Source organism: Pseudomonas boreofloridensis, from assembly GCF_030580795.1.
GTDB lineage: Bacteria > Pseudomonadota > Gammaproteobacteria > Pseudomonadales > Pseudomonadaceae > Aquipseudomonas > Aquipseudomonas boreofloridensis.
Genome location: NZ_JAUQOQ010000001.1, coordinates 268,381 through 290,269, shown reverse-complemented (window position 1 = coordinate 290,269; position 21,889 = coordinate 268,381). Strand labels below are relative to the sequence as shown.

Below are 21,889 nucleotides of genomic sequence, written 5' to 3'. Positions count from 1 at the left end.
GTACCCACGCGCATTCGCCGGGCACGCCCCAGGCGACATTCTTTTCACCGGAGAGTAACGAGGAATCCATGAAGGTTCTTGTAGCTGTCAAACGAGTGGTCGACTACAACGTCAAGGTTCGCGTCAAGGCGGACAACTCCGGCGTCGACCTTGCAAACGTCAAGATGTCCATGAACCCCTTCTGCGAAATCGCCGTTGAAGAAGCCGTGCGTCTGAAAGAGAAGGGCGTAGCGACCGAGATCGTCGCCGTCGCCGTCGGCCCGACCGCCGCCCAGGAGCAACTGCGTACGGCCCTGGCCCTGGGCGCTGATCGCGCCATCCTGGTCGAGACCGGCGAAGAGCTCAACTCTCTGGCCGTGGCCAAGGCGCTCAAGGCCATCGTCGACAAGGAACAGCCGCAACTGGTCATCCTTGGCAAACAGGCAATCGACAGCGACAACAATCAGACCGGCCAGATGCTCGCTGCGCTGACGGGCTACGCCCAGGGCACCTTCGCCTCCAAGGTCGAAGTGGCTGGCGACAAACTCAACGTCACCCGCGAGATCGATGGCGGCCTGCAGACCGTCGCGCTGGCGCTGCCGGCGATCGTCACCACCGACCTGCGTCTGAATGAGCCACGCTACGCGTCGCTGCCCAATATCATGAAGGCCAAGAAGAAGCCGCTGGAGACCGTCACGCCGGACGCGCTGGGCGTATCCACTGCCTCCACCACCAAGACCATCAAGGTCGAAGCCCCGGCTGCCCGCAGTGCAGGCGTCAAGGTCAAGTCGGTGGCCGAACTGGTCGAGAAGCTGAAGAACGAAGCGAAGGTAATCTGAAATGACTATCCTGGTTGTCGCTGAACACGAAAACGCCGCACTGGCGCCTGCCACCCTGAACACGGTCGCTGCTGCGGCCAAGATCGGTGGCGATGTGCACGTGCTGGTCGCAGGTCAGAATGTGGCCGGCATTGCCGAAGCTGCTGCCAAGATCGCTGGCGTGGCCAAGGTCCTGGTGGCCGACAATGCCGCCTACGCCCACGCCTTGCCAGAAAACGTCGCGCCCCTGATCCAAGAACTGGCCAGCGGCTACACCCACGTGCTGGCCCCGGCCACCACCAATGGCAAGAACATCCTGCCGCGCGTCGCTGCACTGCTGGACGTCGACCAGATCTCCGAGATCATCGCGGTCGAGTCCGCCGATACCTTCAAGCGCCCGATCTACGCGGGTAACGCCATCGCCACCGTGCAATCGAGCGCTGCGGTCAAGGTCATCACCGTGCGCACCACCGGCTTCGATGCCGTGGCCGCAGAAGGTGGTTCGGCAGCTGTGGAAGCGGTCGCGGCCGCTCACGATGCAGGCAAGTCGTCGTTCGTGGGCGAGGAGTTGGCCAAATCCGACCGTCCGGAGCTGACTGCAGCCAAGATCGTCGTCTCCGGCGGTCGTGGCATGGGCAATGGTGACAACTTCAAGCACCTGTATACCCTGGCCGACAAGCTCGGTGCCGCGGTCGGCGCCTCGCGCGCTGCAGTGGATGCGGGCTTTGTGCCCAACGACATGCAGGTCGGTCAGACCGGCAAGATCGTCGCACCGCAGTTGTACATCGCCGTCGGTATCTCCGGCGCGATCCAGCACCTGGCGGGGATGAAAGACTCCAAGGTGATCGTCGCCATCAACAAGGACGAGGAAGCACCGATCTTCCAAGTGGCCGACTACGGTCTGGTCGCCGATCTCTTCGAGGCGGTGCCGGAGCTGGAAAAGCTGGTCTGATCCAGACGCTTCACTTATAAAGAAGCCCGGCCCTCGCTTTGAGGGTCGGGCTTTTTTCATGGTGGGTCCGTGCGGTGTGGTCAAGGAGAGGGCAATGAAGTTGGGCAAATCCGGCCGCTGGCTGATGTGCATCATGGCTGTGACGGCTTCGCAGGCGATGGCGGCTGGCAAATGCGAGAAGCTGGTGGCGACCGGTAGCCCGGACGCGCCGCCTTACTCCTGGCAAGACCCGAAAGACCCCAGGCATTTGATCGGCGCCAATGTCGACCTGTTGCGCCAGGTGGCAGGCGAGCTTGGCGTGAAGGTCGAAGTACTGAGCGCCGGACGCCGGGATCAGGCGCTCGAAGAGGTTCGCAGCGGGCGCACGGACGTGCTTCTGGATACGCCCATGCAGGTCGCTCAGCTGACCGCACTGGACTACATTCATCCGCCACTACAACTCAACGAATACCTGGTCTGGACCCGTCATGACGCAACCGTGACGCTGGACGGCCCAGCTGACCTTGCCCGCTACCAGGGCAGCGTGTCGGAGAAGGCTCGGCTGACCCCGGCCTTCGAGGCCTTCGCCAAGGCTCAGCTCAAGCTGGTGCCCTCGCAGAACCTGACTCAAGCCTTGCAGAAGCTGGTGTTGGGCCAAGTGGATTACGTGCTGGCCGGGCGCTATTCGGGCATGGCTATGATCCAGAGTCTGGGGTTGGGCAGTGACCTCATCGCTCGGGACCTGGTGGTGGACCGACCTGGGCTGTACTTGGCCGTGTCCCACAACTCGGCCTGCAATGACGCCTGGTTGCGTGGGCAATTGGCGAAAAAGCTGACAGAATTGCCGGTCTCTGGTGCCTCCGAGGCGGTGCTGCAACAGAACGTGGAGCGCTGGAAGGCGCAGATGCAGATGACCGCTGACGCCCCCAAACAGTAGGAAGATTGTGTGAGAACCCAACCCCTGATCCTGGCCCTGGCCGTCGTCGGCCTCGCCGGTTGTGCCAACGACCCGGCCCCCAATGAGCAGATGCGCCTGTCTGAACAAGCCCTTGAGCAGGCCAGGGCGGTTGGCGCTACCGACCAGGTCGACACCTTCAAACTGGCGGAAGACAAGCTGGCGCGGGCCAGATCCAACATGACCAGCCAGGACTTTCGCGACGCCCGCATGCGCGCCGAACAGGCCGAGTTGGATGCGCGCCTGGCCGAAGCCCAGGTGCTGACGGAAAAGAGCGCCGAGCAATTGAAGGTGGTTGACGCGCGCGTCAAGCGCCTGCGCAAACAACTGGAGGTGCAGCCATGAATGGCAACCTCAAGCCTTTTGCCACCTTGGTATTACTGGCGTTTGTCGGCCTCCAGGGCTGCGCGAGCCAGCGCAGTGAGTCCGCGTTGGTCGATGCGTCCACCGCCTTGCAAAAGGTCAAGGATGACTCCGATGTATTGCGCAGTGCGCCGCGCGATGTGATTCGCGCCGGTGAATCGCTGGCGCGGGCCGAGCGCCTGGCAGGTTATGTGGGCACCGGCAGTGACGTGCGCCATTACGCTTATCTCAGCCAGCGCTACAGCGAGATCGCCCGCGAGCATGCCAACCTGGCGCTGAATCAGGAGCGTCTGGCCAAACTCGATTTGGAGCGTCAGCGTCTGCAACTGGCGTTGCGCGAGGCGAAACTGGACAGTGTCCAGCAGCAGGGTAAATGGGTCGAATCGCAGATCGCCGCACTGGCCTCCGAGCAGGGCGAGCGCGGTCTGGTCATGACCCTGTCGGACGTGCTGTTCGACACCGGCGAAGCGCAGTTGAAGAGTTCGGCCAGCCGCACCGTGCTCAAGCTGGTGCAGTTCCTCCAGCTCAACCCGCGACGCGTGGTGCGCATCGAGGGTTATACCGACAGCACCGGAACGCCGGAAGACAACCTGAAGCTGTCGGGCGATCGCGCCCAGTCGGTAGCGGACATGCTGGTCGACCTGGGCATCGATGAGAAGCGCATCGAGGTCCAGGGCTACGGCGATCAGTATCCGGTAGAGGTCAACGCGTCGGAGCGGGGCAGGGCACAGAATCGCCGGGTCGAGATCGTCTTTTCCGACGACAAGGGCAGGCTTGCGCCGCCACGCTGAGGCGGTCGACGCGGCAACGGGTTGTTTTGGCTATCACGCAACTGTAACGGCGACTATCCTCTGATCTGTCCCAGTACACTTTGCAACTGTTCCGGTATTCTGTCTGGACTGTGAGTGGCACAAAAACAACGAATCTGTCCGCGTCTCGAGAATCACCATGACCAATCTGCTGTTGTACCAGCGTATCGCCCAGCAACTGGCCGAGGACATCCGCCGCGGTGTCTACCAGCCAGGTGAGCGGGTGCCGTCGGTGCGCAAGATGAGCGCACAGCTCAACGTCAGTCACGCCACGGTGTTGCAGGCCTATGCCAATCTCGAGGACCAAGGGCTGATTCGCGCCCGGCCGCAGTCCGGCTATTATGTCCACCAGACGCCCGCCTTGACTGCGCCGACCCCCGACATCGCGCGGGTCGAGCGTCCAGGGCTGGTCACGCGGGCCAGTATCATCCAGCAGGTGTTGACCGAAGCGCGCCGCGACGGCGTGTTTCCCTTCGGCGCAGCGGTCCCTCACGTGGACTACCTGCCCGTGCGCGCACTGCATCAGCAGATCGCCAAGGTCACTCGCTTCCACAGCCCGCGCGCCTTCAGCTATATGTTCAGCCCAGGATTCGAGCCGCTGCGTCGGCAGATCGCCATCCGTATGCGCGATGCCGGGGTGCTGGTCGACCCGCGCGAGGTCATCGTCACCCATGGCTGCGTGGATGCGCTGCAGATGTCGCTGCGCGTGTTGACCCGTCCCGGCGACCTGATCGCTGCTGAATCGCCGACCTATTACGGCCTGCTGCAATTGGCTGACCTGCTGGGTCTGAAGGTCATCGAGATCCCCAGTGACCCGTCCACCGGCATCAGTCTGGAGGCCTTGCAACTGGCCGCCAACCAGTGGTCGATCAAGGCGCTGGTGCTCACGCCACGCCTGAGCAACCCGCTGGGCGGCACCATGCCCGAGGAGCGTCAAAAGCAGTTGTTGCGCCTGGCTTCGGACTTCGATATTCAGATCGTCGAAGACGATATCTATGGTGAGCTGATGTTCGAACAGGGCCGGACCAAGGCCCTCAAGGCCTTTGACCGACTGGATCGGGTGATCTACTGCTCGAGCTTTTCCAAGACGCTATCGCCCGGTGTGCGCGTCGGCTGGATGATTCCGGGACGCTATCAGGATGAGATCCAGCGACTGCAGACCTTCACCACCCATTCGGCCTGCAGTGTCACGCAGATGGGCGTGGCGGCCTACCTGGAAAATGGTGGTTACGACCGCCACCTACGCTTCATCCGCCAGGAATACCGCAAGAACCTCAGCGCCTATCAGTTGGCGGTACAGCAGCATTTCCCTGAGGGCACACAGATGACTCGGCCCACAGGCGGATTCATTCTGTGGGTCAGTCTTCCGGGGCGGGTCAATACCCAGGAGCTGCATGTGCGGGCGCTGGAGCAGGGCATCAGCATCGCGCCCGGGCTCATCTTCAGCAACACCGAGCAGTTCAACCACTGCATTCGCTTGAACTGCGGGATTCCCTGGAACAGGGAAGCCGAGCGTGCAGTCATGACGTTGGGGCTGTTGGCCCAGCAGTTGTGTCGAGAATCGTCTATGGCCATTTTCTAGCTTGTCATATGCGCGTTTAACGGGGAGCATAGGCATTTTGATGCCATGCCTTCGATCGCTATGACTGCCTTCCGTCTTTCTGCACTGCTGTTGTGTCTAGCGTGCCCCTTGTGGCCCGGCATTGCGGTGCATGCTGCGCAGGCGCCAGCTGCAAGTGAGGCTGCGTCGGCTAAGACGGGTGGTGCCGCTGCCAAGCCTGCAGTCAAGCAGGCTGCCAAGCCGGTCGCGAGGAAGCCGGCGAAGGCGCCGAGCAAATCGGCAGCCAAGGCCAAGCGCAAGGCGGCCAAGAAGTCCGTCAGTAAGGCTGCCACCCAGCCGCTGCCCAATCCTAAGCTCGACCTCAGTCTGCCGAGCGATATGGTGAGAAACCTCAAGCCGGATGTAAGGTCTACACCTGCCCCCCGAAAGGCGTTGTTGCCGGCCATGTTCCCCGACAAGTCTGCCGGTGATGACAGCCCGTTCCAGCTCAATGGCAGGCTGATCAGCAATGAGATGCAGCTTCAGTTGCGTAACGACAGCCGTCGTGACGTGGAGGGCGCTGCCATTGAATTCGAATTCCGTAACTGACTATCGAGTCACGGCGGATTTCATCGAGTCGGCAATTTCAAACGTATGTTTGAGCGGTTAGTATCCAGGGATGTCCGTCCCGTTCTGTTCCAGGGAGTGCAGTGGTCATGAAATGCCGTGAGGGCTGCGGTGCTTGCTGCATCGCCCCGTCCATCAGTTCGTCGATACCCGGAATGCCGCATGGCAAACCGGCAGGCGAGCGCTGCTTGCATTTGTCTTTGGATAACCTCTGTGCTTTGTTTGGCAAGCCCGAGCGGCCGAAAGTCTGTGCCGGATTCAAGGCTGAGGTGGACATCTGTGGGAGTGATCGCGACGAGGCGATCAGGATCATCGGCTGGCTGGAGCGAATGACGGCGGCGTGACATTGGGCTCTTCGACAAAAGGAACAAGATGATGAGATCGATCAAGCGCGTTGTTTTGCTGTGTGGCATGGGCGTTCTCCTGGTGCCGGTAGCCTGGGCGGAGAACTGGCAGGTGGCCAAGAACGAGGAGGGCATCCAGGTGTCCCTCAGCGAAGTGGCTGGCTCGAAGTACAAGGCCTATCGCGGCGTCACCGTCATCAAGGCGCCATTGGCCAAGATCAAGGCGCTGCAGGAGGATGTGGCGAGCTCTTGCGCGTGGGTGCATGAATGCAAGTCACAGAAGCTGCTCAAGCACGAGGGCGACCAGAGCTGGACCTATACGCAGTTCAATACCCCATGGCCAGTGACACCGCGTGACTCGATCCTGCACGTGACCACCGTGCAGGAAGCGGACGGCAGCCTGATGCGCAAACTCGAAGGTGAGCCCAAGTACCTGCCTGAAGAGAAGGGCTTCGTGCGAGTGGCCCAGGTGGAGGGCTTCTGGAAGCTGGTGCCCAAGGGTGACAGTACCGAGGTGACCTATCAGGTGCACACGGAGCCGGGCGGCAGCGTGCCGTCATGGCTGGCCAACAAGTTCGTGGTCGAGGCGCCGTTCAATACGCTCAAGGCGTTGCGCGAGCGGGCTGAAGCGCGCTGATCGAAGAGCAATCCGCCCCATCGCGTGGGGCGGGTGCTCCATTGATCAAAGCGGGTCAATCTCCTTCACGCGCTGCGTACCCAGGGCCTTTATGACCCTCATTCGGACATCGTCGTAGTCTGCTGTCCGTGAAAATGTGGCTTCTCTCACCTTGACGGAGACAGGACGATGGGTGGTGGCGTAGTGCTGCTGAGTTATCCAGTTGTCTTCAGGCGATTGCGCGCAATCGAAGTGCAAGCTCTTCAAATCGAAACGGTCCGGCGCGACGATCCGAACGGTTGCCACTCTCTTCTGAGAGAGGTCGCTGCGCTCTCGGTTGGTATAGGCAAACATCCGCAGCCTCGCCTCTACCGACAAGCGCTCCAGTAAGTCTGCGCTGGTAGTATTTTCTGCCAACGATTTGATGCTGAAGGTATCGGTGAGTGTCTCTGTTCTGTTCAGAAACGAGGTCATGCTCCAATGAAGGTTATTCAGGCTGGCCAGGCACGTGACCGCCCATTTGTCTGGAGCATCGAACGCGTCATGTTGGCGGCTGGCAGAGAGTTGTGCCAGCAAAAGGGTGTCCAGTATGTCCTGTCGGTCGATAGCGCTGATCGAGCAGGGGATGGACACGATCGCCTGGGCTACTCGATAGAGATTGCTAGATTCGTCGTCCATGAGGTCGTCCTATTAAACCGTCAGAAATTCAGTGAGTCGAAGAATTTGCTCGTGCTCTCACCGAGCTTTTCCTTGACTTGGCTTTCCACGCTCTTGTAGTGCGAGTAGTTGAATGTCCACTCATTGGCGCAATGTTCCAGGCTGACATTGCTCGAGGTCCAGCTCCAGAACCAAAAGCCCCCACTGTCTTCCTTGTGCTCGAACACCATGGCGTGGCTGTACATCACCACGTCGTCATCCTTCTGCATGACGGGCAATATGTCGAAGGCACCCGATGCGCCTGAACTTGAAGACTTCTGGAGTTTGCTTAGTACTTCGCTGTCGCCTTTGAGGGCATTGATGGTGGCGCTGGTGAGGTCAGCAATGAGCGCAGCATTCGGGCCGGCCGCGAGTTTGATCAGTTCAATCGCCACATTTTCCATGGTGACTTCGAATTTGCTGCCTTTGTAGCGGGTCAGCTTGTTGTCCGAGCCAATCCAGCCCAAATGTTGGAGTGCTTCGTTGTACACCTCATACCATTGCATGCGCTGTTCGATGTGATTGAATTTTTGATCGGCCGCGCGTTGCGCAAGCTGTGTCGAATACTTGACGGCCTCTTTGAAAGGGGTATCCAGGTTCGAGGTGAAGGCAATCAACTGCGATTGGACTACGCCGGCCTTGGCGTCCGTATTCTCTGGAGTGGGGGCATCCGGGGTATCGACCGCGTTACGACGCACGCGTGGGGCGGGAATCTGATCGATGAATGCCAGGCTTTTTTCGATAGTCATTAGTTTGTCCTGCTGAGGCTGTGTGAGTTCGCACGTTCTGACGTGCGCTCGGATCGTCTCGTGTCCGTTGGCGACACATCAGCAGGAAGGGTTTCGTTGGATTGGGTCGGTCAGTAGAAACGAAAAGCCCCGGCAAGTTGCCGGGGCTTTTCGTTCGACGCGCAGTGATCGTTTACTTGCGATCTTTCAGTGCGGTCAGGTCACGCTGCGGTTCGCCGGTGTACAGCTGGCGCGGACGGCCGATCTTGTACGGGCCGGACAGCATTTCTTTCCAGTGCGAGATCCAGCCTACGGTACGGGCCAGGGCGAAGATCACGGTGAACATGCTGGTTGGAATGCCGATCGCCTTGAGGATGATCCCTGAGTAGAAGTCGACGTTCGGGTACAGCGAGCGCTCGATGAAGTACGGATCGGTCAGGGCAATCTCTTCCAGGCGCATGGCCAGTTCGAGTTGCGGATCGTCTTTGATGCCCAGTTCGCGCAGCACTTCGTCGCAGGTCTGCTTCATTACGGTGGCGCGCGGGTCGCGGTTCTTGTAGACGCGGTGACCAAAGCCCATCAGCTTGAACGGATCGTTCTTGTCCTTGGCCTTGGCGATGAAGGCATCGATGTTCGAGACATCGCCAATTTCATCGAGCATGGTCAATACGGCTTCGTTCGCACCACCGTGGGCAGGGCCCCACAGCGCTGCGATGCCGGCGGCGATACAGGCGAACGGGTTGGCGCCCGAGGAGCCTGCCAGGCGTACTGTAGAGGTGGACGCATTCTGCTCGTGGTCCGCGTGGAGGATGAAGATCCGGTCCATCGCCTTGGCCAGCACCGGGCTGATCGGTTTGATCTCGCACGGGGTGTTGAACATCATGTGCAGGAAGTTCTCTGCGTACGACAGGTCGTTGCGCGGGTACATCATGGGTTGGCCCATGGAGTACTTGTAGACCATCGCGGCCAGGGTCGGCATCTTCGCCACCAGGCGCACGGCCGAGATCTCGCGGTGCTGGGGGTTATTGATGTCCAGCGAGTCGTGGTAGAAGGCCGAGAGGGCGCCGACCACGCCGCACATGACGGCCATGGGGTGCGCGTCGCGGCGGAAGCCGTTGAAGAAGGTTTTCAGCTGTTCGTGAACCATGGTGTGGTTCTTGACGTTGCTGACGAACTTGGCCTTCTGCTCGGCGTTCGGCAGTTCGCCGTTGAGCAGCAGGTAACAGGTTTCCAGGTAGTCCGACTGCTCGGCGAGCTGTTCGATGGGGTAGCCGCGGTGCAGCAGTACGCCCTTGTCGCCGTCGATGTAGGTGATCTTGGATTCGCACGAGGCGGTGGCCATGAAGCCCGGGTCGAAGGTGAAGTGACCGGATGCCCCCAACCCGCGGACGTCGATGACATCGGGACCAACGGTGCCGGTTAAAATGGGCAGCTCTACGGGGGCTGCGCCCTCGATGACCAACTGCGCTTTTTTGTCAGCCATGTGGCCTCCTATTAATGCTTGAAATCATCAGTCAGACCCCCCACGCAGGGCCCGCACCACTATAGAGGGATAAATTCAGATGTCAATTTGCCTAAAGGCTGGTTGAAACCCTCTCCAAGCCCATGATTTTCACGAAATTGCCGGCCATTTACGCCTTTTGTTCACTAAAGGCAATGCGCTATTCGGGCTAGCCCCTCACGTTGTCATAAGCAGCCTAACTGTCTATACTCGGCAGCCGACTCCCAGGGGCTTTCCAGCCCGCCCTGCTGGGTGTCGTGTTCTCTCCGGTGGTGGGTACCTGACCAGTACACTTACCAACAACTTTGCCCTGTTCCCTAGGGGCTCTTCAGTGTGAAAAAAGCCGTGAAAAGCCAACGACCTGTAAACCTAGACCTAAGGACCATCAAGCTCCCTATAACCGGCGTAACGTCCTTCCTCCACCGCGTATCCGGCATCATCCTGTTCCTGGGGCTGGCCTTCATGCTTTATGCATTGGGTCAATCTTTGGGTTCGGAAGAGGGCTTTGGTGAGGTCAAAGCGACCTTGACCAGCCCGCTGGCGAAGTTCATTGCGTGGGGTCTGCTGTCTGCTCTGCTGTATCACCTGATTGCTGGCGTACGCCACCTGATCATGGATATGGGCATCGGAGAGACGCTGGAAGGCGGACGACTGGGTTCGAAGATCATCATCGTGGTGTCTGTCGTGATGATCGTTCTGGTAGGAGTTTGGATATGGTAACCAACGTCACGAACCTTTCGCGTTCGGGCCTTTATGACTGGATGGCGCAGCGTGTCTCTGCGGTCGTTCTCGCGGCTTATTTCATTTTCCTGATCGGCTACCTCGCCGTGCACCCGGGCCTGGACTACGCGCAGTGGCACGGGCTGTTCTCTCACAACGCGATGCGAATCTTCAGCCTGCTGGCCCTGGTCGCACTGGGCGCTCACGCCTGGGTCGGCATGTGGACCATCGCCACCGACTACCTGACGCCTATGGCGCTCGGCAAATCGGCGACGGCGATTCGTTTCCTGTTCCAGGCGGTATGCGGCGTTGCGATGTTCGCTTACTTCGTCTGGGGTGTGCAGATTCTCTGGGGTATCTGATTCATGGCTAACATTCCAACCATTTCCTTCGACGCCATCATCATCGGTGGCGGCGGTGCTGGTATGCGCGCTGCGCTGCAGCTGGCTCAAGGCGGCCACAAGACTGCCGTAGTCACCAAGGTCTTCCCGACCCGTTCGCACACCGTATCCGCCCAGGGCGGCATCACGTGCGCCATCGCTTCGGCCGACCCGAACGATGACTGGCGCTGGCATATGTACGATACCGTCAAGGGCTCCGACTACATCGGTGACCAGGACGCTATCGAATACATGTGCCAGGAAGGCCCGGCTGCGGTCTTCGAACTGGACCACATGGGCCTGCCGTTCTCGCGTACCGAAACCGGTCGTATCTACCAGCGCCCATTCGGTGGCCAGTCCAAGGACTTCGGCAAGGGTGGCCAGGCCGCGCGTACCTGCGCTGCGTCCGACCGTACCGGTCACGCCCTGCTGCACACCCTCTATCAGGGCAACCTGAAAGCCGGCACCACTTTCCTCAACGAGTACTACGCCGTTGACCTGGTCAAGAACCAGGACGGCGCGTTCGTCGGTGTGATTGCGATCTGCATCGAAACCGGCGAAACCATGTACATCAAGTCCAAGGCCACCGTACTGGCCACCGGCGGTGCTGGCCGTATCTACGCCTCCACCACCAACGCCCTGATCAATACCGGCGACGGTATCGGCATGGCGCTGCGCGCCGGCGTACCGGTGCAGGACATCGAGATGTGGCAGTTCCACCCGACCGGCATCGCCGGCGCTGGTGTACTGGTCACCGAAGGCTGCCGCGGTGAGGGTGGTTACCTGATCAACGCCCACGGCGAGCGCTTCATGGAGCGTTACGCGCCGAACGCGAAAGACCTGGCTGGCCGCGACGTGGTCGCCCGTTCCATGGTCAAGGAAATCATCGCCGGCAATGGCGTGGGTCCGAACAAGGATCACGTCCTGCTCAAGCTCGATCACCTGGGCGAGGAAGTGCTGCACAGCCGCCTGCCAGGTATCTGCGAGCTGTCCAAGACCTTCGCCCACGTCGATCCGGTGGTCGCGCCGGTACCGGTGGTCCCGACTTGCCACTACATGATGGGCGGCGTTGCCACCAACATTCATGGCCAGGCCATCACCATGGACGCCGACGGCCAGGATCACATCATCCCGGGTCTGTTCGCCGTGGGTGAAGTGGCATGCGTATCGGTACACGGTGCCAACCGCCTGGGCGGCAACTCGCTGCTCGACCTGGTGGTGTTCGGCCGTGCTGCCGGCCTGCACCTGGAAAAAGCCCTGAGCGATGGCGTCGAGTACCGCGATGCGAGCGACACCGATGTCGACGTGGCGCTGAACCGCCTGAACAAGCTCAACGAGCGTACCAGCGGCGAAGACGTCGCCAGCCTCAAGCGCGAACTGCAAAGCTGCATGCAGAACTACTTCGGTGTATTCCGTACTGGCGAATACATGCAGAAGGGTATCGAGCAGTTGGCCGGTCTGCGTGACCGCATCGCCAACGTCAAGATCAACGACAAGTCCCAGGCCTTCAACACCGCGCGCATCGAAGCGCTGGAGCTGCAGAACCTGCTGGAAGTCGCCGAAGCTACCGCCATCGCGGCCGAAGCCCGTAAAGAGTCGCGCGGCGCACACGCCCGTGAAGACTTCGAAGACCGTGACGACGAAAACTGGCTGTGCCACACCCTGTACTACCCGGGTGAGAAGCGCGTAGCCAAGCGTGGTGTCAACTTTGCGCCGAAGACAGTGCCTGCCTTCGAACCAAAAGTCCGGACTTACTAAGGGTGGCCGCTATGTTGAAAGTCGAAGTTTATCGTTACAACCCGGACACCGACTCGGCGCCCAAGATGGAGTCGTTCGACGTCGATACCGGCGGCAAGGACCTGATGGTGCTGGACGTGCTGGCGCTGATCAAGGAAAAGGACGAGGGCTTCTCGTACCGTCGTTCCTGCCGTGAAGGCGTGTGCGGTTCCGATGGCATGAACATGAACGGCAAGAACGGCCTGGCCTGCATCACCCCGTTGTCGGGCGTGGTCAAGGGCAACAAGCTGGTGCTGCGTCCACTGCCGGGACTGCCGGTCATTCGTGACCTGGTCGTCGACATGAGCATCTTCTACAAGCAGTACGAGAAGGTGAAGCCGTTCCTGCAGAACGATACGCCGGCACCGGCCATCGAGCGTCTGCAGTCGCCGGAACAGCGCGAGAAGCTGGACGGTCTGTACGAGTGCATCCTGTGCGCCTGCTGCTCGACCTCCTGCCCATCGTTCTGGTGGAACCCGGACAAGTTCCTGGGCCCCGCCGCGCTGCTGCAGGCCTACCGTTTCCTGGCCGACAGCCGTGACACCAAGACCCAGGAACGCCTGGCGTCGCTGGATGACCCGTTCAGCGTATTCCGCTGCCGCGGGATCATGAACTGCGTGAACGTCTGCCCGAAGGGTCTCAACCCGACCAAGGCGATCGGCCACGTACGTAACATGCTGCTGCAAAGCGGCACCTGATTCGAATGTTGCACCAGCAGTAAGCCGACGCGCGGGTGGTGAGCCCGCGCTGAGGTAAAACCGGAGCAAGGGCCCACAAAGCCCGCGCTCATTACCTTTGAAGATATGAGACCAGCAGGGGCTTCCGGGCTGGTACCCGGAAAATCTGCAGGATCCAGGTGGCGTGGTTGGTCGCTGTGTTCGGACTTTTCCAGGTTTGCGTGGTTCTTGTCGATCCGTCCCCTAACGAGGGTGACCAAGCATGCAAGAAAGCGTGATGCAGCGCATGTGGGAAAGCGCCCACCTTTCAGGTGGTAACGCTGCATATGTGGAAGAGCTCTACGAACTCTACCTGCACGACCCTAACGCTGTGCCAGAAGAGTGGCGCACCTACTTCCAGAAGTTGCCCGCCGACGGCAGCACCGCTACCGACGTCTCGCACTCGACGATCCGCGATCATTTCGTACTGCTGGCGAAGAACCAGCGCCGCGCTCAACCGGTATCTGCCGGGAGCGTGAGCAGCGAACACGAGAAGAAGCAGGTTGAAGTGCTGCGACTGATCCAGGCCTATCGTATGCGCGGTCATCAGGCTGCCAAGCTCGACCCCTTGGGGTTGTGGCAGCGCCCTGCGCCCGTAGACCTGTCGATCAATCACTACGGCTTGACCAATGCCGATCTTGATACGACCTTCCGTGCCGGCGACCTGTACATCGGCAAAGAGGAAGCGAGCCTACGCGAAATCGTCGATGCCTTGCAGAAGACATATTGTCGCACCATCGGCTCCGAGTTCACCCACATCGTCGATTCCGAGCAGCGCAGCTGGTTCCAGCAGCGCCTGGAAAGCGTGCGTGGTCGTCCTGACTTCTCCGTCGACGTGCAGACTCACCTGCTCGAACGCGTCACCGCCGGTGAAGGCCTGGAGAAATACCTGGGCACCAAGTATCCAGGCACCAAGCGTTTCGGCCTGGAAGGCGGCGAGAGCCTGATTCCGATGCTGGACGAAATGATCCAGCGCTCCGGCTCCTATGGCACCAAGGAAGTCGTGATCGGCATGGCCCACCGCGGTCGTCTGAACGTGCTGGTCAATACCTTCGGCAAGAACCCGCGCGAGCTGTTCGACGAGTTCGAAGGCAAGAAGATGAACGAGCTGGGTTCCGGTGACGTGAAGTATCACCAGGGCTTCTCCAGCAACGTCATGACCAGCGGCGGCGAAGTCCACCTGGCCATGGCATTCAACCCGTCCCACCTGGAAATCGTCTCGCCGGTGGTGGAGGGCTCGGTTCGTGCCCGCCAGGACCGTCGCAACGACAGCGTCGGTGACAAGGTTCTGCCCATTTCCATCCACGGTGACGCGGCATTCGCCGGTCAAGGTGTGGTCATGGAGACCTTCCAGATGTCGCAGACCCGCGGTTTCAAAACCGGCGGCACTGTGCACATCGTGATCAACAACCAGGTCGGCTTCACCATCAGCAACCCACTGGATGCGCGTTCCACCGAGTACGCCACCGATGTTGCCAAGATGATCCAGGCGCCGATCCTGCATGTGAACGGCGACGACCCGGAAGCCGTGCTGTTCGTCACCCAGCTGGCCATCGACTATCGCATGCAGTTCAAGCGTGACGTGGTGATCGACCTGGTCTGCTACCGCCGTCGCGGGCACAACGAGGCTGACGAGCCCAACGGCACCCAGCCGCTGATGTACCAGCAGATCAGCAAGCAGCGCACGACCCGTGAGCTGTACGCCGACGCGCTGATCCAGGCTGGTCGCATCGACAGCGAGCGCGCCCAGGCCAAGATCGACGAGTACCGCAGCGCGCTGGACAACGGCCTGCACGTGGTCAAGAGCCTGGTCAAGGAACCGAACCGCGAGTTGTTCGTCGACTGGCGTCCGTATCTGGGCCATGCCTGGACCGCGCGTCACGACACCCGCTTCGACCTCAAGACCCTGCAGGAACTGTCGGCCAAGCTGCTCGAGCTGCCGGAAGGCTTCGTCGTCCAGCGTCAGGTCGCCAAGATCTACGAAGACCGGCAGAAGATGCAGGCCGGTGGCCTGCCGATCAACTGGGGTTACGCAGAGACCATGGCCTACGCCACTCTGCAGTTCGAAGGTCACCCGATCCGCATGACCGGCCAGGACATTGGCCGTGGCACCTTCTCGCACCGTCACGCGGTGCTGCACAACCAGAAGGACGCCGGCACCTACGTACCGCTGATGAACCTGTTCCCGGGCCAGCCGCGTTTCGAACTGTACGACTCCTTCCTTTCGGAAGAGGCCGTGCTGGCGTTCGAATACGGCTACTCGACCACCACGCCGAACGCGCTGGTGATCTGGGAAGCCCAGTTCGGCGACTTCGCCAACGGTGCGCAGGTGGTAATCGACCAGTTCATCACCAGCGGCGAACATAAATGGGGCCGTCTGTGCGGTCTGACCATGCTGTTGCCGCACGGTTATGAAGGGCAGGGCCCGGAGCACTCCTCGGCACGCCTTGAGCGTTACCTGCAGTTGTGCGCTGAGCAGAACATCCAGGTCTGCGTGCCGACCACGCCAGCGCAGATCTACCACCTGCTGCGTCGTCAGGTCATCCGTCCGCTGCGCAAGCCGCTGATCGTGCTGACGCCCAAGTCGCTGTTGCGCCACAAGCTGGCTGTGTCGACCCTGGAAGACCTGGCCGAAGGCTCGTTCCAGACCGTCATTCCGGAAATCGATGCGATCGAGCCGGCCAAGGTCGAGCGTCTGGTGCTGTGCAGCGGCAAGGTCTACTACGACCTGCTGGAAAAACGCCGTGCCGAAGGCCGCGAAGACATCGCCATCCTGCGTATCGAGCAGCTGTATCCGTTCCCTGAGGACGATCTGGTCGAAGTCCTGGCGCAGTACACCAACCTCAAGCATGCGGTCTGGTGCCAGGAAGAGCCGATGAACCAGGGCGCCTGGTACAGCAGTCAGCACCACATGCGTCGCATCCTGGGCCGCCACGACAAGGCGCTGGTCCTCGAGTACGCCGGTCGCGACGCCTCTGCCGCGCCTGCTTGTGGCTACGCGTCCAAGAGCGCCGAGCAGCAGGAAAAACTGCTGCAAGACGCGTTCACTGTCTAACGCCTTCGCGCACCTGAAACCGAATTTAAGGAAACACTGATAATGGCTATCGAGATCAAAGCCCCAACCTTCCCGGAATCGGTTGCCGACGGCACCGTTGCCACCTGGCACAAGAAGCCGGGCGAAGCCGTCAAGCGTGACGAGCTGATCGTCGACATCGAGACCGACAAGGTCGTCCTGGAAGTGCTGGCCACCGCCGACGGCGTACTGGGCGACATCGTCAAGGGTGAGGGCGACACCGTCCTGTCCGACGAAGTACTGGGTTCGATCGTTGAGGGTGGCGCAGCTGCCGCTGCACCTGCCGCCGCCGCTGCTGCTCCGGCTGCTGCCGCCGCTGACGCTGACGCTGGCGAAGATGACCCGGTCGCCGCGCCTGCCGCACGCAAGCTGGCCGAAGAGAACGGTATCGATCTGGCCTCTGTGAAGGGCACTGGCAAGGGCGGTCGTGTGACCAAGGAAGACATGGTCGCGGCCATCGCCAACAAGAAGTCCGCGCCTGCTGCTGCTCCGGCCGCCAAGCCTGCCGCTGCCGCCGCTGCCCCGGTCGTCGTCGCTGCCGGCGATCGCACCGAGAAGCGCGTGCCGATGACTCGTCTGCGCGCCAAGATCGCCGAGCGTCTGGTCGAAGCGCAATCGAACATGGCCATGCTGACCACCTTCAACGAAGTGGACATGACCGAAGTCATGGCCCTGCGTTCGAAGTACAAGGACCTGTTCGAGAAGACCCACAATGGCGTGCGCCTGGGCTTCATGTCGTTCTTCGTCAAGGCCGCCACCGAGGCGCTCAAGCGCTTCCCGGCAGTCAACGCATCGATCGACGGCAACGACATCGTCTACCATGGCTACGCGGACGTCGGCGTAGCCGTTTCCAGCGACCGTGGTCTGGTGGTGCCTGTGCTGCGTAACGCCGAATCGATGTCGCTGGCCGAGATCGAGAACGGCATCGCCACCTTCGGCAAGAAAGCCCGTGACGGCAAGCTGTCCATCGAAGAGATGACTGGCGGTACCTTCACCATCACCAACGGTGGTACCTTCGGTTCGATGATGTCGACCCCGATCGTCAACCCGCCGCAGGCTGCGATCCTGGGTATGCACAACATCATCCAGCGTCCGATGGCGATCAACGGCCAAGTGGTCATTCGCCCGATGATGTACCTGGCGCTGTCCTACGACCACCGTCTGATCGATGGCAAGGAAGCCGTAACCTTCCTCGTCACCATCAAGAACCTGCTGGAAGATCCGTCCCGCCTGCTGCTGGACATCTAATCGCACAGTTGCAAGCGGCAAGCGCCAGGCTTCATGACGAAGCCTGCCGTTCCAGCCGCTTGCAGCTTGAAGCTTGAAGCTAAAAAGGAATCTTTTATGACCCAGAAATTCGACGTAGTGGTGATTGGTGCGGGTCCTGGCGGCTATGTGGCTGCCATCAAGGCTGCCCAGCTCGGTCTGAAGACTGCCTGCATCGAGGAATACACCGACGCCGAAGGCAAGCTGGCCCTGGGCGGTACCTGCCTGAACGTCGGTTGCATTCCCTCCAAGGCGCTGCTCGACAGCTCCTGGAAGTACAAAGAAGCTAAAGAAAGCTTCAACGTCCACGGTATCTCCACGGGTGAAGTGAAGATGGACGTCGCCGCGATGATTGGCCGTAAGGCCGGCATCGTCAAGAACCTGACCGGTGGTGTGGCCACTTTGTTCAAGGCCAATGGCGTGACCTCGATCCAGGGCCACGGCAAGCTGCTGGCGGGCAAGAAAGTCGAAGTCACCAAGGCTGATGGCAGCAGCGAAGTCATCGAAGCTGAGAACGTGATTCTCGCTTCCGGCTCGCGCCCGATCGACATCCCACCGGCGCCAGTCGACCAGAAAGTCATCGTCGACTCTACCGGCGCGCTGGAATTCCAGGCCGTGCCTAAACGCCTGGGCGTAATCGGTGCCGGCGTGATCGGTCTGGAGCTGGGTTCGGTCTGGGCTCGCCTGGGCGCAGAAGTGACTGTCCTGGAAGCTCTGGACACTTTCCTGATGGCCGCCGACACCGCGGTTTCCAAGGAAGCCCAGAAGACCCTGACCAAGCAAGGTCTGGACATCAAGCTGGGTGCACGCGTCACCGGTTCGAAAGTCACTGGTGAAGAAGTCGAAGTCACCTACACCAACGCCGAAGGCGAGCAGAAGATCACCTTCGACAAGCTGATCGTCGCCGTGGGCCGTCGTCCTGTGACCACTGACCTGCTGGCCGTCGACAGCGGCGTCAATATCGACGAGCGCGGCTACATCTACGTTGACGACTACTGCGCCACCAGCGTCCCAGGCGTCTATGCCATCGGCGACGTGGTGCGTGGCCTGATGCTGGCGCACAAGGCCTCGGAAGAGGGCATCATGGTCGTCGAGCGCATCAAGGGTCACAAGGCCCAGATGAACTACGACCTGATCCCGTCGGTGATCTACACCCACCCGGAAATCGCATGGGTCGGCAAGACCGAGCAGGCATTGAAAGCCGAAGGCGTTGAGGTTAACGTGGGCACCTTCCCGTTCGCGGCCAGCGGCCGTGCGATGGCGGCGAACGACACCGGTGGTTTCGTCAAGGTCATCGCCGATGCCAAGACCGACCGTGTGCTGGGCGTTCACGTGATCGGCCCATCGGCTGCCGAGCTGGTTCAGCAGGGCGCTATCGCCATGGAATTCGGCACCAGTGCCGAAGACCTGGGCATGATGGTGTTCAGCCACCCGACTCTGTCCGAAGCGCTGCATGAAGCCGCGCTGGCTGTGAATGGCGGCGCCATTCACGTGGCCAACCGTAAGAAGCGTTAATTATAAAAACCACGGCGGGCTGCCCGTCGTGGGTCTTGCGCGCAAGATCCACCGCGGAATGTCCGCCGGACCGGGCCACCGGAACAATCCGGGGTTAACGGTCACAGGTGGCGCGGCGCTGGAAACAGCGCAGCGCCGAAGCGCAGTACCTAACGAAGACGGTAAAAAGCATGAATCTTCACGAGTATCAGGGTAAACAGCTGTTCGCTGAGTACGGCCTGCCAGTTTCCAAGGGTTTCGCGGTCGATACCCCTGAACAAGCCGCAGAAGCCTGCGACAAGATCGGTGGTTCCGAGTGGGTGGTAAAAGCCCAGGTTCACGCCGGTGGTCGCGGTAAAGCGGGTGGCGTCAAGCTGGTTCGCAGCAAAGAAGACGCCAAGGCGTTCGCTGCGCAGTGGTTGGGCAAGAATCTGGTGACCTACCAGACCGATGCCAACGGTCAGCCAGTCTCCAAGATCCTGGTCGAGTCCTGCACTGACATCGCCAAGGAGCTGTACCTGGGCGCTGTAGTGGATCGCTCGAGCCGCCGCATCGTGTTCATGGCCTCCACTGAAGGTGGCGTGGACATCGAGAAGGTTGCCCACGACACCCCCGAGAAGATCCTCAAGGCTACCATCGACCCGCTGGTCGGCGCTCAGCCGTTCCAGGGTCGCGAGCTGGCGTTCCAGCTGGGTCTGGAAGGCAAGCAAGTTCAGCAGTTCGCCAAGATCTTCGTAGGCCTGGCCAAGCTGTTCAAGGATCACGATCTGGCCTTGCTGGAAGTGAACCCGCTGGTGATCAAGGCCGACGGCGACCTGCACTGCCTCGATGCCAAGATCAACATCGATGCCAACGCCATGTACCGTCAGCCCAAGCTGAAGACTTTCCACGATCCGTCGCAAGACGACGCCCGTGAAGCCCACGCTGCCAAGTTCGAACTGAACTACGTCGCGCTGGAAGGCAACATCGGCTGCATGGTCAACGGTGCTGGCCTGGCCATGGGTACCATGGATATCGTCAACCTGCATGGCGGCAAACCGGCCAACTTCCTCGACGTGGGCGGTGGTGCTACCAAAGAGCGCGTGACCGAGGCGTTCAAGATCATTCTGTCCGACAGCAATGTCGCGGCCGTTCTGGTCAACATCTTCGGTGGTATCGTGCGCTGCGACATGATCGCCGAAGGCATCATCGGTGCAGTCAAAGAAGTCGGCGTGAAAGTGCCGGTGGTTGTTCGCCTCGAAGGCAACAACGCCGAACTGGGCGCTAAAGTACTGGCAGAAAGCGGTTTGAACATCATTGCGGCAACCAGCCTGACCGACGCTGCTCAACAAGTTGTCAAAGCTGCGGAGGGCAAGTAATGAGCGTCCTGATCAATAAAGACACCAAAGTCATCTGCCAGGGCTTCACCGGCTCGCAAGGTACTTTCCACTCCGAGCAAGCCATCGCCTACGGCACCAAGATGGTTGGCGGCGTTACTCCAGGCAAGGGTGGCACCACCCACCTGGGCCTGCCGGTGTTCAACACCGTCAAGGAAGCCGTGGAAGCCACCGGTGCTGACGCTTCGGTCATCTACGTTCCGGCTCCGTTCTGCAAGGACTCCATCCTCGAAGCGGCCTTCGGCGGTATCAAGCTGATCGTCTGCATCACCGAAGGCATCCCGACCCTCGACATGCTGGACGCCAAGGTCAAGTGCGACGAATTGGGCGTGACCCTGATCGGTCCTAACTGCCCAGGCGTCATCACTCCGGGCGAGTGCAAGATCGGCATCATGCCAGGCCACATTCACTTGCCAGGCAAGGTCGGTATCGTTTCGCGTTCCGGCACCCTGACCTATGAAGCGGTCAAGCAGACCACCGACGCCGGCTTTGGCCAGTCGACCTGCGTCGGCATCGGTGGCGACCCGATCCCAGGCTCCAACTTCATCGACATCCTGAAGCTGTTCCAGGAAGATCCGAAGACCGAAGCGATCGTCATGATCGGCGAGATCGGCGGTTCGGCTGAAGAAGAAGCGGCTGCCTACATCAAAGCTCACGTTACCAAGCCGGTCGTTTCCTACATCGCCGGCGTTACCGCGCCTGCAGGCAAGCGCATGGGCCACGCTGGCGCCATCATCTCCGGCGGCAAAGGCACTGCGGACGAGAAGTTCGCTGCCCTGCAGGACGCTGGTGTCAAGACCGTGCGTTCCCTGGCAGACATCGGCAAGGCCCTGGCCGAGCTGACTGGCTGGGAAGCCAAGAAGTAAGCAACTCGCTGTACCCCCCACGCGCACAGAGGCCACCTTCGGGTGGCCTTTGTCGTTTCTGTCCTGCAGCTCTAGGATTTTTCCTCATGGTTAACAGGATCCTTCATACAGAAGCTTTCCGCGTCTCTGGAATAATCCCTACGTCATCGGTCGCTTAAACGACAAACATGTACGCACATCGGACAAGCTGCACCGCTACAGTGCGTTTGCTGGCCAAATTCTGTACCCTACGCGTCACTCTGTGCCCGTACCCCAAAAGGGAACGACACGCTAAACGGGTCTGGCTCATCAGGCCGGGCAGCATTTCCGCCATCC

21 protein-coding genes are annotated in these 21,889 nt (G+C 60.6%); 18 read left to right on the top strand and 3 right to left on the bottom strand.

Annotated elements, in window-relative coordinates; genetic code table 11:
• Positions 1 to 68: 68 nt before the first annotated feature.
• The 9 genes from Q6A47_RS01220 (at position 69) to Q6A47_RS01180 (ending at position 7,003) form a co-directional block, all read left to right on the top strand.
• Entirely contained in the window at positions 69 to 818 is a 750-nt protein-coding gene (locus Q6A47_RS01220; RefSeq protein ID WP_116888555.1) for an electron transfer flavoprotein subunit beta/FixA family protein, read from the top strand.
• Position 819: 1 nt separating this feature from the next.
• Positions 820 to 1,749, top strand: a complete 930-nt coding sequence (locus tag Q6A47_RS01215; protein ID WP_295485105.1) for an electron transfer flavoprotein subunit alpha/FixB family protein — start codon at positions 820 to 822, stop codon at positions 1,747 to 1,749.
• Between the two features lie 94 nt (positions 1,750 to 1,843).
• Positions 1,844 to 2,665 carry a substrate-binding periplasmic protein gene (locus tag Q6A47_RS01210; RefSeq protein ID WP_304482654.1) on the top strand — a complete coding sequence of 274 codons (822 nt, stop codon included), beginning with the start codon at positions 1,844 to 1,846 and terminating at the stop codon, positions 2,663 to 2,665.
• A 9-nt stretch (positions 2,666 to 2,674) separates the two neighbouring features.
• Complete coding sequence (locus tag Q6A47_RS01205; protein WP_029612056.1) at positions 2,675 to 3,028, top strand: DUF4398 domain-containing protein; 354 nt, start codon at positions 2,675 to 2,677, stop codon at positions 3,026 to 3,028.
• A complete protein-coding gene (locus tag Q6A47_RS01200; protein ID WP_304482653.1) occupies positions 3,025 to 3,837 on the top strand; it encodes an OmpA family protein in 813 nt (270 codons plus the stop codon). The genes Q6A47_RS01205 and Q6A47_RS01200 overlap by 4 nt, the downstream gene beginning before the upstream one ends.
• Positions 3,838 to 3,994: 157 nt before the next feature.
• Positions 3,995 to 5,437 carry an aminotransferase-like domain-containing protein gene (locus Q6A47_RS01195; RefSeq protein WP_039578677.1) on the top strand — a complete coding sequence of 481 codons (1,443 nt, stop codon included), beginning with the start codon at positions 3,995 to 3,997 and terminating at the stop codon, positions 5,435 to 5,437.
• 60 nt (positions 5,438 to 5,497) lie between these two features.
• Positions 5,498 to 6,004, top strand: coding sequence for a hypothetical protein (locus Q6A47_RS01190; RefSeq protein ID WP_304482810.1), 507 nt, complete (start codon positions 5,498 to 5,500; stop codon positions 6,002 to 6,004).
• A 107-nt stretch (positions 6,005 to 6,111) separates the two neighbouring features.
• A complete protein-coding gene (locus tag Q6A47_RS01185) occupies positions 6,112 to 6,366 on the top strand; it encodes a YkgJ family cysteine cluster protein (RefSeq protein WP_029612058.1) in 255 nt (84 codons plus the stop codon).
• A gap of 28 nt (positions 6,367 to 6,394) precedes the next feature.
• The gene (locus Q6A47_RS01180; RefSeq protein ID WP_369811403.1) at positions 6,395 to 7,003 is read left to right on the top strand and encodes an START domain-containing protein; all 609 of its coding nucleotides are present in this window, start codon (positions 6,395 to 6,397) and stop codon (positions 7,001 to 7,003) included.
• Positions 7,004 to 7,048: 45 nt separating this feature from the next.
• Here Q6A47_RS01180 and Q6A47_RS01175 read toward each other — a convergent pair whose 3' ends face one another.
• From Q6A47_RS01175 to gltA, 3 genes are all read right to left on the bottom strand, one after another.
• Positions 7,049 to 7,660, bottom strand: a complete 612-nt coding sequence (locus Q6A47_RS01175; protein ID WP_304482649.1) for a hypothetical protein — start codon at positions 7,658 to 7,660, stop codon at positions 7,049 to 7,051.
• A gap of 20 nt (positions 7,661 to 7,680) precedes the next feature.
• Positions 7,681 to 8,427: a hypothetical protein gene (locus tag Q6A47_RS01170; RefSeq protein WP_304482648.1), complete on the bottom strand. Its 747-nt coding sequence runs from the start codon at positions 8,425 to 8,427 to the stop codon at positions 7,681 to 7,683.
• A 172-nt stretch (positions 8,428 to 8,599) separates the two neighbouring features.
• A complete protein-coding gene (gene gltA, locus Q6A47_RS01165; RefSeq protein WP_029612062.1) occupies positions 8,600 to 9,889 on the bottom strand; it encodes a citrate synthase in 1,290 nt (429 codons plus the stop codon).
• A gap of 363 nt (positions 9,890 to 10,252) precedes the next feature.
• Between gltA and sdhC the strand changes: the two genes are divergently transcribed.
• The 9 genes from sdhC (at position 10,253) to sucD (ending at position 21,574) form a co-directional block, all read left to right on the top strand.
• Positions 10,253 to 10,627, top strand: a complete 375-nt coding sequence (gene sdhC / locus Q6A47_RS01160) for a succinate dehydrogenase, cytochrome b556 subunit (protein ID WP_029612063.1) — start codon at positions 10,253 to 10,255, stop codon at positions 10,625 to 10,627.
• A complete protein-coding gene (sdhD, locus tag Q6A47_RS01155) occupies positions 10,621 to 10,989 on the top strand; it encodes a succinate dehydrogenase, hydrophobic membrane anchor protein (RefSeq protein ID WP_029612064.1) in 369 nt (122 codons plus the stop codon). The genes sdhC and sdhD overlap by 7 nt, the downstream gene beginning before the upstream one ends.
• Positions 10,990 to 10,992: 3 nt before the next feature.
• The gene (sdhA, locus tag Q6A47_RS01150; protein WP_116888550.1) at positions 10,993 to 12,765 is read left to right on the top strand and encodes a succinate dehydrogenase flavoprotein subunit; all 1,773 of its coding nucleotides are present in this window, start codon (positions 10,993 to 10,995) and stop codon (positions 12,763 to 12,765) included.
• Positions 12,766 to 12,776: 11 nt separating this feature from the next.
• The gene (locus Q6A47_RS01145; RefSeq protein ID WP_029612065.1) at positions 12,777 to 13,481 is read left to right on the top strand and encodes a succinate dehydrogenase iron-sulfur subunit; all 705 of its coding nucleotides are present in this window, start codon (positions 12,777 to 12,779) and stop codon (positions 13,479 to 13,481) included.
• A gap of 241 nt (positions 13,482 to 13,722) precedes the next feature.
• The gene (locus Q6A47_RS01140) at positions 13,723 to 16,554 is read left to right on the top strand and encodes a 2-oxoglutarate dehydrogenase E1 component (protein ID WP_304482647.1); all 2,832 of its coding nucleotides are present in this window, start codon (positions 13,723 to 13,725) and stop codon (positions 16,552 to 16,554) included.
• Positions 16,555 to 16,596: 42 nt separating this feature from the next.
• On the top strand, positions 16,597 to 17,820 hold the full coding sequence (gene odhB, locus Q6A47_RS01135) for a 2-oxoglutarate dehydrogenase complex dihydrolipoyllysine-residue succinyltransferase (protein ID WP_304482646.1): 1,224 nt from the start codon (positions 16,597 to 16,599) through the stop codon (positions 17,818 to 17,820).
• A 96-nt stretch (positions 17,821 to 17,916) separates the two neighbouring features.
• Positions 17,917 to 19,353: a dihydrolipoyl dehydrogenase gene (lpdA, locus tag Q6A47_RS01130; protein ID WP_029612067.1), complete on the top strand. Its 1,437-nt coding sequence runs from the start codon at positions 17,917 to 17,919 to the stop codon at positions 19,351 to 19,353.
• Between the two features lie 170 nt (positions 19,354 to 19,523).
• Entirely contained in the window at positions 19,524 to 20,690 is a 1,167-nt protein-coding gene (sucC, locus tag Q6A47_RS01125) for an ADP-forming succinate--CoA ligase subunit beta (protein WP_029612068.1), read from the top strand.
• Complete coding sequence (gene sucD, locus Q6A47_RS01120; protein ID WP_003254203.1) at positions 20,690 to 21,574, top strand: succinate--CoA ligase subunit alpha; 885 nt, start codon at positions 20,690 to 20,692, stop codon at positions 21,572 to 21,574. Before sucC ends, sucD begins: the two co-directional genes overlap by 1 nt.
• The last annotated feature ends 315 nt before the right edge of the window (positions 21,575 to 21,889 follow it).